This window comes from Nonomuraea sp. NPDC052265 (assembly GCF_044547985.1).
In the GTDB taxonomy this organism is placed as follows: domain Bacteria; phylum Actinomycetota; class Actinomycetes; order Streptosporangiales; family Streptosporangiaceae; genus Nonomuraea.
Window position 1 is genome coordinate 242,168 of sequence record NZ_JBIUBJ010000007.1, and the last position, 14,957, is coordinate 257,124.

Consider the following 14,957-nt stretch of genomic DNA (forward strand, 5'->3'; position numbering starts at 1 on the left):
GGGCGGGTGTTGGGGGCACCGTTCGTGGCTGAGGGCGGGTGTTCCAAGAGGGGGCGGAGGTTCGCGGGACGGCGCGCGTAGCGGGGGAGTTCTTCAGCTTGCGGGTCAGGGGGTGAAGGGGATGGTGTGGCCGGGGGGTGCGGTGTTGGGTTTGTAGGTGGCCTGGTGGATGGTGAGGCCCCTTGGGTCCACGAGGAGGATCGTGTCGCCCTGGTTGCGGAGTCGTACGCGTCCGCCGAGCACGACCTGCAGCACGCCCCCGCCCGCGAGCGTCCCCGTCAGCTCCTCGCGCCCGCCCCCCGAGTCCGCCAGCGTCCATCCGGCCAGGTCGACGGCCCGGCTGGTGACGTTGAGGAGGGTGACGACCTCGTGGCCGCGGTCGGCGCCCACCGGGTCGGGCAGCGCGGCCACGATGCGCACGTCCCCGGTGGACGGCGGGTGCGGGGCGACGGGCGCGCCGGGCGGCGCCGGGTCGGGGCTGATGACGAAGTCCTCGGGCCAGGCCGTGAGCTGGATCTGGGTCCCCGAGGCCCGGATCACGTCGTGCAGGTTGCCGTGTTCGAGCCGGTCCAGCAGGAACACCGCGTCGTCCCGGTTGACGGGGTCGGCCCGCAGCCAGGCGTCGAAGCCGTCGAGGTTCGCCGCCCCGGTCGCGAGATAGGGCACCAGCCTGCGGAACAGCTTCGGCCACAGGACGAGCCCGGTGAGCGCGTCCAGTGAGCCGACCTCGGCGGGCCCGTCGGGGTCGGCGGCCGAGCGCGGCCAGATGCCGGTGGGCGCCGGCTGCGTCCTGGCCGTACGCGACACCCCGGCCAGGTGCGCGCGCAGCGTCGCGGGCAGCGTGGCGTAGAAGGCCGGGTACGTCAGCCCGGCGGCCAGCAGCCTGGCGTTCGCGGACGTGTCCACCAGCGACTCGTCGAGGAACACGGCCAGTCCGTCGGGCCCGGGGTGCTCGCCGGTGAACGCGAAGCCGATCAGCCGCCCGTTGGCGTCGATGCCGTTGCTGAGGACGTGCCCGCGCAGCTCGTCCTGGTCGGCGGACCGGACCTTGTTGGGCAGGTCGTCGAAGAAGCGCACGTTCGTGAACCCGAGCAGGCGCAGCAGCTCGTCGCGGGCGGCGTTCGCGCCGGTCAGCTCCTGGTGGCTGTCCTGGAAGTGGGTCTCCAGGGCGTCTATCGCCTCCAGGCGGACGGAGATGCCGCGCGCGCTGAGGCCCGGGGGCCGTCCGGACGGCCGGGCCAGCGCCTCGACCAGCGCGGGCGTGTCCGGCCTGAACTTGACCGTGTCACCGTCGGGCTCGGGGCCCTGCCGGGGAAGATCCGGGTATCGGATCACGAAACTGCCGCGTAAAAGTGTGTAGCTCATTGGGTTCCCCCCAAAGATGGCCATCACTGCCGTTTCGGCCACCGGAGCGTAACTCCGCACACTTCTCAGCGTCTACGTCCCCGCCGGGCCGGGGATCGGCCCGGCGGGGACGTGCCGGGTCAGGCGGCTCCGAACCGGGGGATCGGCAGGTCCTCGGTGGCCAGGTGCACGATGTGCGACTCGGTGTAGACGTCGATGCTGTGCCTGCCGCCCTCACGGCCCACGCCGCTGGCCTTCACCCCGCCGAACGGCGTACGCAGGTCGCGCACGTTCTGGGAGTTCACCCAGACCATGCCCGCCTCGATCGACTGGGCCAGCCGGTGCGTCCGGCGCAGGTCGTTGGTCCACAGGTACGCCGCCAGGCCGTACCGGGTCGCGTTGGCCAGCTCCACCGCCTCCGTCTCGGTGGAGAAGGGCGTCACGCAGACGACCGGTCCGAAGATCTCCTCCTGGAAGATCCGCATGTGCGGGGCCACGTCGGCGAACACCGTCGCGGACAGGAAGTTGCCCGACGTCAGGTGCTCGGGCCGGGAACCGCCGGCCACCAGGCGGGCGCCCTCGCGCGAGCCGAGCTCGACGTACTCCATGACCCGCTCGTAGTGCTCGGGGTGGATGAGCGCGCCCAGCTCGGTGGCCGGGTCGCCGGGCGCGCCCACGCGCACCCGCGCGGCCCGCTCGGCCAGCCGTGCCACGAACTCCTCGTACACGCTGTCCTGGACGAGCACCCGCGAGCTGGCCGTGCAGCGCTCGCCGTTCAGCGAGAACACGCCGAAGACGGCCGCGTCGAGCGCCCGCTCCAGGTCGGCGTCCTCGAAGACGAGCAGCGGCGACTTGCCGCCCAGCTCCATCGACAACGTCTTCAGCGTCGACGCGGCGTTGCGCATGATGGTCTGCCCGGTGCCGCTCTCGCCGGTGAAGGAGATCACCGGGACGTCGGGGTGGGCGACCAGCGCCGCGCCCGCGTCCTCGCCGATGCCATGGACGAGGTTGAACACGCCCTCGGGCAGCCCGGCCTCCTCCATGATCTGCGGCAGCAGGCTCGCCGACGCGGGGGACCACTCGGCGGGCTTGAGCACCACCGGGCACCCGGCGGCCAGCGCGGGGGCCAGCTTCCAGGTCTCCAGCATGAACGGCGTGTTCCACGGCGTGATCAGCCCGGCCACGCCGACCGGCTTGCGCAGGACGTAGTTGAGCTGCGCGGAACCGACGCGGTAGACGTCCTCGCCCATCGTGGTGATCACGTCGGCGAAGAAGCGGAAGTTGTGCGCGGCGCGGCGGGCCTGGCCGCGGGCCTGGGTGATCGGCAGGCCGGTGTCGCGGCACTCCAGCGCGGCGATCTCGTCGTCCCTGGACTCGATGGCCGCCGCGACCGCGCGCAGCGTCCCGGCCCGCTGGTCGGCGGGCATCGTGCTCCAGGGCCCGTCGGTGAACGCCTTCTGGGCGGCGGCGACGGCCGCGTCCACGTCGGCCGCGCCGCCCGCGGCCACCTCCAGGTACGGCTCGTTCGTGGTCGGGTCGAGCGCGGTGAAGGTCGCACCGGACTGGCTCGGGACGTGCCGGCCGCCGATGTAGTGCTCAAGTTTCATCAGGCGACTCCCTCGCTCTGTGCCAGCAGTTCGTTGATCCGGGCGATGCCGGGTTCGGTGGGGGTGATCAGGGGCGCCCGTACGTGACCGGAGGCGATCAGGCCGCGCCGCTCCAGCACCCACTTGGCGGGGGCCGGGTTCGTCTCCACGAACAGCAGCTCGACCAGCGGGTGCAGCGAGTAGTGCAGCTCAAGCGCGGTCGCGTGGTCGCCGGCCGTGTACGCCTCGTACATGCGGGCCACGGTCTTCGGCGCGAGGTTGGCCGCCGCGCTGACGAAGCCGACGCCGCCGATGGCCAGCAGCGGCAGGCAGAGCAGCTCGATGCCGGACCACATGAGGAAGTCGCGCCCGCACAGGTTGAGCACGTGCGAGAAGTGCTCGAAGTCCTTGGTGGTCTCCTTGATGCCGACGATGTTGTCGTGGTCGCGGCGCAGCCTGGCCACGGTGGCGGGGGCGATGTCGACGGCGGTGCGGGAGGGCACGTTGTAGATGACGATCGGCAGCGCGGGGAACTCGGCGGCGACCGTGGCGTACCAGCGGTAGAGGGCTTCCTGGGTGGGACGGGCGTAGTAGGGCGTGATGACCAGGGCGGCGTCGGCGCCCAGGCGCTCGGCCTCGGCGGTCAGCCGCAGGGTCTCCTCGAGCTTGGCCGAGCCGGTGCCGGGCAGGAACGGCACCCGGTCGGCGGTCTCCTCGGCCACCACGGCCATCGCCGCGACGCGCTCCTCGACGGACTGGGCGCCGGGCTCGCCGGTGGACCCGCCGGTCGAGATGCCGTGCGAGCCCTGGTCGAGCTGCCAGCGCACCAGCGAGCGCAGCGAGTCCAGGTCCAGCGACCCGTCGGCGGCGAACGGCGTCACCACGGGGGCGATGGATCCGCGGATGGCCGACGGATCCGAGCGGAACTTCATGGGGTTCTCCTTCTTGGGGGGTCAGCGCTGCTGCTCGTACGCCTCGCGCCAGGCGCCCTTCAGCGGGTAGAGGCCGTCGATCGAGGCTCCCTCGGAGACGCGATCGAGGATGAAGCGCTCCTCGTCCTCCTGCCGGGCGGCGTCCCCGGCGACCTCGGCGACCAGCGCGGGCGGGATGACGACGACGCCCTCGGCGTCGCCCACCAGCACGTCGCCGGGGCACACCAGCACGCCGCCGCAGTCCACCGGCACCTGGGAGTCCATCGGGACGTGGCGGCGGCCGAGCACGGCGGCGTGCGCGGCGCCGTAGTAGGAGGGCAGGTCGAGCGAGGCGAAGGAGGGGCTGTCGCGCAGCCCGCCGTCGGTGACGACGCCGGCCGCGCCGCGGCGCAGGGCGCGCATGGCCAGGATGTCGCCCAGCGTGCCCGCGCCGTGCTCGCCCCGGGCGGAGATGACCAGCACCTCGCCGGGCTGGAGCTGCTCGACGGTGCGCTTCTGGGCGTTCATGCCGCCGCCGCGCTCGGCGAAGACGTCCTCGCGCAGCGGCAGGTAGCGCAGGGTGCGCGCGACGCCGACCATGCGCAGGTCGGGGCGGGCCGGGCGGACGCCCTCGATGAAGTGGTGGTCGATGCCGCGCGAACGGAGCTGGGAGGAGAGCGTCGCGGTCGAGACCGACCGCAGCGCGGCGACGATCTCCGGGCTGAGCGGCCCGGTCGCGGAATGCGCGGCGCCGTACGCGGCGGCTCTGGTCTCGTCGGTGACCTTGGGCTGGACGCCGTACGCCGCCGCCGGCTCCTGGCCGGCGACGACCTCGTTGCGCAGCCGGGCCGTCCCCTCCAGCTCGACCTCCACCACGTCCCCGGGCCGTACGACGGTCGAGCCCGCCGGGGTGCCGGCCAGGATCAGGTCGCCGGGCTCCAGCGTCATGTACCGGGACAGGTCGGCGACGAGCAGGTCGAAGCCGAACAGCAGCTCGTCGGTGCACGCCTCCTGGGCGAGCTCCCCGTTGACGTACGTGCGCAGCCACAACCGTCCCGGATCGGCGCCGGTGAGCAGTTCGGAGCCGACGGGGGTGAAACCGTCCTGGCCCTTGGCCCGCAGGTTGGAGCCGAGGTCGGCGTGCTTGAAGTCGTAGACGCCGAAGTCGTTCGCGGCCACGTACCCGGCCACGTGCTCCAGCGCGCGCTCGGGGGAGACGCGGTGGGCGCGGCTGCCGATGAGGATGCCGATCTCGCCCTCGAACGCCAGCAGCTCGCACCCGTCCGGGCGCACCACGGGCCGGCCGGACCAGGACAGGGACGTCGGCGGCTTGAGGAAATAGGAGGGGACGGCAGGGACGCGACCGCGCTCGGCGGCCCGGCCGCGGTAGTTCAAGTGGACCGCGATGATCTTCCCCGGTGACAGGCCAAGAGGGTGTCCCACCTCGTCTCCTTCCAAATCATATACGACATCATTTATGTTATGGCATGTGGAACAATATCGACAAACCCCATCAGACGCCTACATGATGCGCATCACGTCATCAGTGGAGAGGAGAGTGCGGATGATGGTTCAGACCGCCCAAGCAGGCCGGGGAGTGGCGTGATGGGCGAGATCGTGCTGGCCGCGAAGATCACGCACGTGCCGTCGATCTGGCTGTCGATCCAGCCCGGCAAACACTTCGGCATCCGCCGGCCCGCCGAGCTCGCGCTCACCGAGGTCGGCAGGCGGGCCCGCGAGCGCGGCGCGGACACGTTCCTGATCGCCGACACCCACTGGATGAACAGCATCGGCTTCCACCTCAACGGCAAGGCGCGCCACCGGGCCACGTACGTCAGCCATGAGTTGCCGCACTTCATCCACGACCTCGCCTACGACTACGCGGGCGACCCCGAGCTGGCCGAGCTGATCCGCGAGGAGATCGTCGCGGGCGGCCGGAAGGCCCGCGTGCACACCTACCAGGACCTGGGCCTGGAGTACGCCACGCTGGTGCCGATGTACTTCATGAACCAGGTCTCCGACATCCGGGTCCTGCCCATCGGCTGCAACATCTACTCGACCGTCGAGGAGAACCGGCGGATCGGCGAGGCCCTGCTGCGTGCCGTACGCCGCAGCGACAGGAAGGTCGCCTTCCTGGCCAGCGGTTCGCTCTCGCACGCCTTCCCGCCCAACGAGATCGCCGAGTCGCTGCTCGACGACGTGAGCAGCGAGCTGAACCGCAACGTCGACCACGCAGTGCTGGAGATGTGGGGCGAAGGGCGCATCCCGGAGTTCCTCGACATGCTGCCCGACTACAACGAGCGCTGCACCGGCGAAGGGGCGATGGCCGACACCGCCATGCTGTTCGGGCTGCTGGGCTGGCGCGAGTACACCGGGCGGGGCGAGCAGCTCTGCCCGTACTTCGGCAGCAGCGGCACCGGCCAGGTGGTCGTCGACTTCCCCGTGCCCGCCCACCACACGACATGAAGGAACCGAAGCGGATGACGGCAGTACAGACCTTCACCCCCGAGCGGCCGGCCGGGGCGCCGCCCGTGCTGCTGCTGCACGGGTTCGCCTCCAGCGGGCGGCAGGACTGGGTGGAGACCGGGATCGCGGCGGAACTGGCCGCGGCCGGGCGCGTGGTCGTCGTGCCCGACCTGCCCGGTCACGGCGAGAGCCCGGTTCCGGCCGAGCCGCTGGGCGCGCCCGAGGTCGCGGCGGCGCTGCTCGCCCTGACCGGCGACGGGCCGCTCGACGTGGTGGGGTACTCGCTCGGCGCCCGGCTCGCCTGGGAGCTGCCGGAGCTGGCGCCCGGCCGGGTGCGCGCGGTCGTGCTGGGCGGGCTGAGCCCGTTCGAGCCGTTCGCCGCGCTGGACGTGGCGGCGCTGCGCTCGGCCGTCGCGGGCGGCGAGCCGGGCGACCCGTTGACCGGCATGATCGCGGCGATGATCGCGGGCGCCTCCGGCGGCGACCTCGAGCGCGCCGCCGGGCTGGTGCGGCTGGTCGAGGGCCTGCGCGGCACGCCGTTCGAGCCCAAGGGCTGGGCCGGGCGCACGCCGCCGGTGTTCGTGGCGGGCGCGGCGGACATGATGACCTCGGGCATCGAGAACGTCGTCGCGGTGGTCCCCGGCGCCCGGCTGGTCACCGTCCCCGGCGACCACCGCGCCGCGCTGGCCGGCCCCGAGTTCCGCGCCGCGGTCGCCACAGCCCTCGGCGCAGCGCCCGGTACGGCTTCCGGTCCGGTGCTCGGGACGTGACGAGCACCGGCGGAGTCGCGTCGAAGGCGGAGCTCAGCTACGAGATCCTGCGTTCGCGCATCCTGGACGGCACCTACGGCCCCGGCTACCAGCTCGTCATGGACCGCCTCGCGCGGGAGATCGGCGTGAGCACGATCCCCCTGCGCGAGGCGCTGCGCCGCCTGCAGTCCGACGGGCTGGTGGAGGTCGTGCGCAACCTCGGCGCCCGCGTCGCGGTCTTCGACGCGGCGCAGGTGCGCCACACGCTGGAGGTGCTCAACCGCGCCTTCTACTTCTCGGTCTACGAGCACTGCGACGACGAGCACCTGAACTTCCTGCTGGAGGCCGAATGGACCAGGCTGGACCACATGCGGCGCTCGGTGTTCGGCTACCTGCCGGGACGGGCCCGCCGTTCGGTCGAGGAGCACGAGCACCTGCTCGACCTCATCGCCGGGGGAGCCGACCCCGCGCAGATCGAACGGCTCGCCTGCGCGCACAAGACGAACACCGCCGGCGCCCTCTATGACGTCCGGGTCACCCGAGGCTGACGATCGGGTCATACCCTCCCGGCATTTTGTCCTACACTGGTAGACGAAACGCCGTACGGAGGGGTGCCGCATGCCCAAGATCATTGACCACGACCAGCGTCGCAGCGACATCATCGACGTCACGTGGGAGCTGATCACGAAGGGGGGCATCGAGGCGGCCACCATGCGCGAGATCGCGAACGCGGCCGGCTTCGCCAACGGCGCGCTCAAGCACTACTTCCCCGGCAAGGAAGACATCATCGAGGCCACGTACGAGCGCGCCCTGGCCATCGTGACCAGCTACGTCAAGCTCGACGGCCGCCGCGGGCTGGGCGCGCTGCGCGAGATGTGCGAGGCGGCGATGCCGATCGACGAGGAGCGCATCACGGCCGGCCGGGTGCTGCTGATCTTCTGGCAGACCTCGCTGACCAACCCCAAGCTGTACGGCAAGTACCTGGAGCACCTGCGCGCCTGGCGCGGCATGCTGCACCGGCTGATCGAGGAGGGGCGCGCCGACGGCGACATCCGCACCTCGATCCCCGACGAGCAGCTCGTGGACGAGCTCGTGCTGCTCAACGCCGGGGCCAACGTGATGAGCCTGGTCGGCCCGCAGTTCTCCACGGTCGAGCTGCAGAAGCGGCACCTGGAGTCGTTCTTCGACCGCATCGCCCAGCCCTGATCCCGACCGTTCCGGCCCGCGTCGCGCGTGCGCGGCGCGGGCCGGAACGTGCTCAGACGGCCTCGGCCACGAGGACCCGCGGGCTGCCGGGCAGGGCCAGCTTGCCCACCGGCTTCCAGGCGGCCTCGTCGAGCCAGGCGCGCACCTCCGACTCCTCGTAGACGACGGTCCCGTCGATCACCAGGTACTCCCCGGCGTGCAGCGCGTCGATGGCCCGCTGCTCGGCGTCGTCGTCGAGGAAGAAGTCGAGCAGCAGCAGCCGGGCCCCGGGCGCCGCCGCCGCGCGGGCGTTGCGCAGGATGGACCGGTTCTGCTCGACGCCGAACCGGTGGATGACGTGGTTGACCATGACCAGGTCGTACGGGCCGGACGGCGTGGCCGTGTCGGTCGGCGTGCCGGTCACCTCCGCCCGGTCGGCGAACCCGGCCTGCGCCACCTGCTCGGCGATCGAGTCTGCGAAGGTCGGGTCGTAGACGAAGGCCGCCCGCAGCCCCGGGTTGGCGCGCAGCGCCTCGAAGGCGAAGGCGCTGGACAGGCCGCCCAGGTCCAGCAGGTTGCGGAAGCCGGAGAAGTCGAACGCGCCGCCCAGCATCCTGGCGTGCAGGCTGGTGTACGTCATCACCCCGGCCATGAACGTGCCCCACCGCTCGCCCGAGGTGTCCAGGACGCCCGGCTCGGTGGTGTCCACGGTCCTGTCGAACTGCAGCCAGTGCCCGTAGCTGACCTCGTTGAGGAAGGTGAGGAACGGGCCGAGGTCGAGCTCGGACGACTTCTGCCCGGCCAGGTAGCCGGCCGCGTCGGCGCCGAGGACGTACCGGCCGTCGGTCCTGGTCAGCAGGCCGAGCCCGGCCATGCTGTCGGCCAGGATGCGGGCCATGCGGGGGGTGACGCCGGTGGCCGTCGCGATCTCCCCGGCGCTGCGCTCGCCGTCCGCGAGCGCCGCGAAGAGCCCGATGCGGCTGGCCGCGAAGAGCTGCTTGGCGCCCATGTAACCGGTGGCGATGGCGACGATCGGATCCGGCGTGGGGGAAGGCGTGGACATGGTCAAGGCCCTGCCCTTCTGTATTGTCTACGTATGTAGGCGTTCACCATAGACCCTCTGTCTACGAACGTGGAATAACCGTTGACAGTAGAGGGACCCTCTGTCAACCTTTGTAGAACTATCTGGCTCGAACATGGCTTTTCGGCAGCTCAGTGTGGGTTTGCGTGCCCCGCTTCGAGCACGGGACCGGTGCCTGGAATGGAGCTCTCGCGCATGTCGCTGCTCAACCTGACGGATCTCACCATCGGCGTCACCCGGGAGGACGCCGAGCCCCAGGAGCTCGTCCACCGGCTCACCCTTGACGTCGCCTCCGGGCAGACGCTCTGCGTGGTGGGGGAGTCGGGCAGCGGCAAGACCGTGACGGCACTGTCGATCATCCGCCTGCTGGAGTTCGTGGCACCGGCCTACACCGAGGGGACGATCGAGGTCGGCGGCGTGGACGTCACGCGCCTGACCGCCGAGCGGATGCGCGCCTACCGGGGCGCCCGGATCGGCATGATCTTCCAGGAGGCCCTGGACTCGCTCAACCCCGCCCAGCGCGTCGGCGCGCAGCTCATCGAGGGCTACCGGCCCGAGGGCGCGCTGCCCCGGCAGGCGCTGCGCCGGGGGAGCCGGCTGCGCCGCGAGGCCGAGGCCAAGGCCAGGAGCCTGCTCACCGAGGTCGGGCTGGCCGACACCGACCGGGTCATGGCGCTCTATCCGCACCAGATGTCCGGCGGCATGCAGCAGCGCGTGATGATCGCCATGGCGCTGATGTCAGACCCCGACATCCTCATCGCCGACGAGCCGACCACCGCGCTCGACGTGACGACGCAGGCCGAGATCCTGGCGCTGTTCCGCCGCGTGCAGCGTGAGCATCGGACCGCCTGCGTGTTCATCACCCATGACATGGGCGTCGCCGCCGAGATCGCCGACCGGATCGCCGTCATGTACCGGGGCAGGCTGGTGGAGATCGGCGACAAGATGGACGTCCTCCTCAAGCCTACGCATCCGTACACCAAGGCGCTGCTGGAATGCGTGCCGCAGCTCGGCGTCAGCCGCCGTACGGGATTCCCGACGATCTCGGAGGCCAAGCTGCGGGCCGCCGGGGCCGACGTCGGGGGCGCCGGCGGGACCGTGACCGAGACGCCGGCGCTCGGCGACGAGCCGGCGCCGGTGACCGGAACCCCGCCCCTGGTCGTCGAGAAGGTCACCAAGGTCTACCGGACCGGCCGCCGGGCGAGCGTGCGCGCGGTCGACGAGGTCTCGCTGGAGATCGCGCCCGGCGAGTTCTTCGGCCTGGTCGGCGAGTCCGGCTCGGGCAAGACGACGCTCGGCCGCATGGTCAGCGCGCTGGAGCGGCCCACCTCGGGCAGCATCGCCTTCGGCGGGCACCGCATCACCGAGTCGGGACTGCGCGGCGACGAGCGCGCCTTCCGCCGCGCCACCCAGCTGATCTTCCAGGACCCGCAGAGCTCGCTCGACCCGCGGCACACCGTGGCCCGCATCATCGCCGAGCCGCTGCGCGAGCTGACCCCGCTGCGGGGCGCGGACCTCGACCGGCGGGTGGCCGAGCTGATCGACGAGGTCGGCCTGCCCGCCGACTGCGCGCGCAAGCTGCCCTCGCAACTGTCCGGCGGCATGCGCCAGCGCGTGTCCATCGCGCGCGCGGTCGCCGCCGAGCCGAAGCTCATCGTCGCCGACGAGCCCACCTCGGCCCTCGACGTCTCCGTCCAGGGCCAGGTCATGAACCTCCTCCTGCAGCTGCGCCGCTCGCACGGCATCAGCTTCCTGTTCATCACGCACAACCTCGGCCTGGTGCTGTCGGTGGCCGACCGCGTCGGCGTGATGTACAAGGGCGACCTCATCGAGGTCGGCACCCCGGAAACCATCGCCTCCTCCTCCACCCACGAGTACACGCGCCGGCTCCTCGCCGCGAACCCCGACTTGTCGGCATACGTGGGATAGCCCCGGGCCGACCTTCTCTTCTGTCCCCCCTTTTAGAGCAAGAGCGAGAACCCACCATGAACGTGCTCAAGAGCCTGAGGGCCGGGCTCGTCTCCGCCGCCGCGGCGAGCGCCCTGCTGCTCTCCGGCTGCGCGGGCGGCGCGACGTCGTCCTCCTCGTCCTCCTCCGCCGACGCCGGCACCCCCGTACGGGGCGGCGGCCTGGTCGTCGCGGTCCCGACCGATCCGCAGTCGCTGGACATGGTCGCCAACCCGGGCCAGGTCACCGCGCACATCGGCAACATGCTGTACGAGAAGCTCTTCGAGGTCGACAAGACCTTCACGGCCAGGCCGATGCTGGTCGACACCCACAAGCAGAGCGACGACCGGCTCACTTACACCTTCAAGCTGCGTGCCGGTGTCACGTTCCAAGACGGCGCCCTGCTGACCGCCGCCGACGTGGTGGCCAGCCTGGAGCGCTGGCTGAAGAGCCACGTCACCGGCCAGCAGGTCGCCGCCGACGTCAAGAGCCTCAAGGCCACCGACGACGGCACGGTCACGCTGGAGCTGAAGAAGCCGCGTTACCCGCTGATCGACGAGCTGGCCAGCCCCGGCGCGGAGATCTACGAGGCGAAGAACCTCAAGGACGTGCCGGCCACCGGCTTCGCCAAGGAGGGCGCGGTCGGCACCGGGCCGTACAAGCTGAAGAGCTGGGACATCGGGCAGCAGGTCGTGCCGGACCGCTACGACGGCTACAAGTCGCGCGCCGAGGAGGACTGGGGCGGCCAGGCCGGCGCCAAGCACGCCTACCTCGACACGATCACCTACAAGGTCGTCGCCGACCAGGACGCCGTGGTCAACGGCCTCCAGACCGGCCAGTGGGCGCACGCCATGCCGGGCGACGACCAGTACACCCCGCTCAAGAACAATCCCGCCGTGGTCGTGTCGAACCTGGCCGGGGCCAACCAGAACGTGCTGATCCCCAACTTCAACAAGGGCTCCAAGTTCTCCGACGTACGCGCCCGGCAGGCGCTCAACCTGCTGATGGACAAGCCCGCGCTGAACGCCGCCACCGGCGGCGGCCCCGACCTCACCGTCGAGGTGGGCGCGCTGGTCTCGCAGGACAACAAGGGCCTGCACTCCACCGCCGGCGACGACTTCTACAAGCAGCACGACCCGGCCAGGGCCAAGGAGCTGTTCGCGCAGGCCGGCGTCAACGCCGGTGACACCGTGCGCGTCCTGACCTCCAGCGGCTACCCGCAGTTCAGCCAGTGGGCGGTGCTGCTGCAGGACCAGCTCTCCAAGATCGGCATCAAGACGAAGATCGACACGTACGACTTCCCGACGATGCTCGGCACGATCACCAAGGACCCCGGCGGCTGGGACGTCACCACCCTGTTCTTCAACGCCGCGCTCACCTCGCCCTCGCAGATGCCCGCGCTGACCCTCGGGGCGTTCAACGGCTCGGGCTCGCCCGAGCTGGCCAAGCTCATCGAGGACTACAACGCCGCGACCTCCCCCGAGACGGCCAGTCCTGTCGGCCTCGGCGATGCTGGTCGACGGGGCGATGAGCTTCCTCGGGCTGGGCATCGCGCCGCCCACGCCGACGTGGGGCAACATGATCGCCGAGGGGCGGTCGTACCTGACGCAGGCGCCGTGGCTGATCGTGCTGCCGGGTGCGGCGATCATGCTCTGCGTGCTGCTGCTGAACCTCATCGGGTCCAGCATGCGCGACGTCGTGGACGCGCGCGCCCGGTCGATGAGCGAGCTGCAGAAGCTGCGCACCCGCCGTCCGGCGCGGTGACGGCGGGCGCGCGAGGGGACGCCCGGCGATCACCGCCGGGCGTCCCCACGCCCGCGTCACAAGCTCCCGACCCGCAGCCCGCGGGTCAGGGGGTCCAGGCGCCGTCGGGGCTGACCTCGCGGTCCAGCCACAGGTCGGCCAGTGCCGCGCGCACCTGCGGCCCGTGCTCGCGCCAGAGCCGCAACGCGCCCAGGTTGTCCTCCAGCTGGGCCATCCTGCTCACCCCGAACAGCACGTTGGCCACGGCCGGATGCTCCAGGCAGAACACGATCGCGACCTGGCCGGGCGTCGCGCCGAACTCGCCCGCCACCCGCGCGACCACGTCCGCGGCCTGCCTGATCGCCTCCCGGATGCCGCCGGGGTCCGCGCCGATCTTCCGCTCGGGGAACCTCCTGCCCACCAGAATGCCGCCCTCGAAGATGTCGCTGGCCTGCAGCGCCAGCGCCCCGGACGCGAAGTGCTCGCCGTAGAAGTCCCCCTCGGCCATCGACCGCCGCGCGATGCTGTACTTGAGCTGCGCGAAGCTCGGCGGCGTCAGCCCCTCCTCGGCGGCGAAGCGCAGCGCGAGGTCGACGTCCTCGGCGATCCAGTTGTTGACGCCCCAGCTCGTGAACCGGCCCGCCGCGATCTGCTCGGCGACGTCGGTCACGACCTGCCGGATGTCGGGCCGGTGCATGTAGTCGCCGACCACGACGGTCTCGGCGCTCTCGACGCCGACGCGCTCGAAGCTGACGTCGAGCTGCTCGCGGAAGCCCGTGCGCGGGTACTCCCACAGCCACAGCTTGCCGCAGAGCTGCCAGTCGTCCCGGCCCGCGCCCGCCTCGCGCACCGCCCGGCCGAAGATGAGGTCCGTACGGGCCTGCTCGGCGTGCGGGCCCATGTTGTAGTGGGCGACGTCGAAGAGGGTCACGCCGGCGTCCAGCGCCGCCCTGATCAGGGCCACCGCGTCGCCGAACTCCATGCGGTCCCAGGTGTTCCAGGATCCCAGCCCGAACAGGGACGTCGTGGTGCCGCCCGGTCCGAGGCGCCGTACCGGAACCCGCTTTGTGTCGCTCACGTCGATCCACTCCCTGCCGGACGAGGTCTTTTTGTCTACGCTTGTATAATAATAAACCCCGGACGCCCCCGCAGCCCCGTCTGTGAAGGGCCCTCACCGAACAGGAACCCCCACATGAGCGAACCTGTCGTTCCCAGGACCGTCCTCGTCACCGGCGGCGCGAGCGGCATCGGCCGCGGTGTCGCCGAGGCCTTCGCCGCGGCGGGGGACCGGGTCGTCGTCGCCGACCTCGACGAGGCGCGGGCGCGGACCGTCGCCGACGAGATCGGCGCCCACCACGTCCAGGTGGACGTCGGGGACGCCGCCTCCGTCGAAGCCGCCGTCGCGGCCGTCGTCGCCGCGCACGGCGCCATCGACGTGCTGGTGAACAACGCCGGGCACACCGCGGGCGGCGGCCCCCTCATCGGGCTCGACGTGGACGTCTTCGACGCCTGCGCCCGGGTGAACTTCCGCGGCACGTTCCTGATGACCCGGGCCGTCGGCGCGCACATGGTGGAGCGGGGCGTACGCGGCTGTATGGTCAACATCTCCTCCATCGGCGCCCGCCAGCCCACGCCCGGCCTCGGCCACTACGAGGCCACCAAGGCCGCCATCGACGCCCTGACCCGCTCGGCCGGCATCGAGCTGGCCCCGCACGGCATCCGCGTGAACGGCGTCGCCCCCGGCCCGGTGCTGACCCCGATGACGGCCATGTTCGCCACGGACGACACGGCCAGGAAGGCGTGGGAGGCCCGGATCCCGCTGGGCTCGATCGCCCAGGTGGCCGACATCGTGCCCGCCGTGCTCTTCCTGGCCTCCGACGGCGCCCGCCACATCACGGGCGTCAGCCTCCAGGTGGACGGCGGCCAGCTCCTGGCCTGACCCGCC

Annotated in this window: 12 protein-coding genes and 1 pseudogene; 7 read left to right on the top strand and 6 right to left on the bottom strand. The window is 71.5% G+C overall.

Translation table 11 applies throughout. The annotated features are described in order from the left end of the window. Positions 1–105 precede the first annotated feature (105 nt). The 4 genes from ACIHAD_RS22995 to ACIHAD_RS23010 form a co-directional block, all read right to left on the bottom strand. Positions 106–1,335 carry a lamin tail domain-containing protein gene (locus ACIHAD_RS22995; RefSeq protein WP_397356615.1) on the bottom strand — a complete coding sequence of 410 codons (1,230 nt, stop codon included), beginning with the start codon at positions 1,333–1,335 and terminating at the stop codon, positions 106–108. Positions 1,336–1,484: 149 nt separating this feature from the next. After that, complete coding sequence (hpaE, locus tag ACIHAD_RS23000) at positions 1,485–2,951, bottom strand: 5-carboxymethyl-2-hydroxymuconate semialdehyde dehydrogenase (protein ID WP_397356617.1); 1,467 nt, start codon at positions 2,949–2,951, stop codon at positions 1,485–1,487. Beyond that, entirely contained in the window at positions 2,951–3,862 is a 912-nt protein-coding gene (dapA, locus tag ACIHAD_RS23005) for a 4-hydroxy-tetrahydrodipicolinate synthase (protein ID WP_397356618.1), read from the bottom strand. The genes hpaE and dapA overlap by 1 nt, the downstream gene beginning before the upstream one ends. A 21-nt stretch (positions 3,863–3,883) precedes the next feature. After that, the gene (locus ACIHAD_RS23010) at positions 3,884–5,284 is read right to left on the bottom strand and encodes a fumarylacetoacetate hydrolase family protein (RefSeq protein ID WP_397356619.1); all 1,401 of its coding nucleotides are present in this window, start codon (positions 5,282–5,284) and stop codon (positions 3,884–3,886) included. A 162-nt stretch (positions 5,285–5,446) separates the two neighbouring features. Between ACIHAD_RS23010 and hpaD the strand changes: the two genes are divergently transcribed. From hpaD to ACIHAD_RS23030, 4 genes are all read left to right on the top strand, one after another. Further along, positions 5,447–6,307, top strand: coding sequence for a 3,4-dihydroxyphenylacetate 2,3-dioxygenase (hpaD, locus tag ACIHAD_RS23015; RefSeq protein WP_397356620.1), 861 nt, complete (start codon positions 5,447–5,449; stop codon positions 6,305–6,307). Between the two features lie 14 nt (positions 6,308–6,321). Continuing rightward, positions 6,322–7,077 carry an alpha/beta fold hydrolase gene (locus ACIHAD_RS23020; protein WP_397356621.1) on the top strand — a complete coding sequence of 252 codons (756 nt, stop codon included), beginning with the start codon at positions 6,322–6,324 and terminating at the stop codon, positions 7,075–7,077. Then, positions 7,074–7,604 (top strand): GntR family transcriptional regulator, encoded by a 531-nt coding sequence (locus tag ACIHAD_RS23025; RefSeq protein ID WP_397356622.1) that lies wholly within the window; start codon positions 7,074–7,076, stop codon positions 7,602–7,604. The genes ACIHAD_RS23020 and ACIHAD_RS23025 overlap by 4 nt, the downstream gene beginning before the upstream one ends. 70 nt (positions 7,605–7,674) lie before the next feature. After that, entirely contained in the window at positions 7,675–8,262 is a 588-nt protein-coding gene (locus tag ACIHAD_RS23030; protein WP_397356623.1) for a TetR/AcrR family transcriptional regulator, read from the top strand. Between the two features lie 52 nt (positions 8,263–8,314). On the opposite strand, the gene ACIHAD_RS23035 is transcribed toward ACIHAD_RS23030, so the two are convergent. Beyond that, positions 8,315–9,304 carry a methyltransferase gene (locus tag ACIHAD_RS23035; protein ID WP_397356624.1) on the bottom strand — a complete coding sequence of 330 codons (990 nt, stop codon included), beginning with the start codon at positions 9,302–9,304 and terminating at the stop codon, positions 8,315–8,317. Between the two features lie 213 nt (positions 9,305–9,517). Between ACIHAD_RS23035 and ACIHAD_RS23040 the strand changes: the two genes are divergently transcribed. Both ACIHAD_RS23040 and ACIHAD_RS23045 read left to right on the top strand, forming a co-directional pair. Next, entirely contained in the window at positions 9,518–11,251 is a 1,734-nt protein-coding gene (locus ACIHAD_RS23040; protein WP_397356625.1) for a dipeptide ABC transporter ATP-binding protein, read from the top strand. Positions 11,252–11,583: 332 nt separating this feature from the next. Beyond that, positions 11,584–12,663 (top strand): annotated as a pseudogene (locus ACIHAD_RS23045) (ABC transporter substrate-binding protein); the annotation flags it as partial. Between the two features lie 455 nt (positions 12,664–13,118). On the opposite strand, the gene ACIHAD_RS23050 reads toward ACIHAD_RS23045, so the two are convergent. Next, positions 13,119–14,090, bottom strand: coding sequence for an aldo/keto reductase (locus ACIHAD_RS23050; protein WP_397356626.1), 972 nt, complete (start codon positions 14,088–14,090; stop codon positions 13,119–13,121). Positions 14,091–14,204: 114 nt separating this feature from the next. Here ACIHAD_RS23050 and ACIHAD_RS23055 point away from each other — a divergent pair, with 114 nt between their 5' ends. Next, positions 14,205–14,951, top strand: a complete 747-nt coding sequence (locus ACIHAD_RS23055; protein ID WP_397356627.1) for an SDR family NAD(P)-dependent oxidoreductase — start codon at positions 14,205–14,207, stop codon at positions 14,949–14,951. Positions 14,952–14,957: the final 6 nt, after the last annotated feature.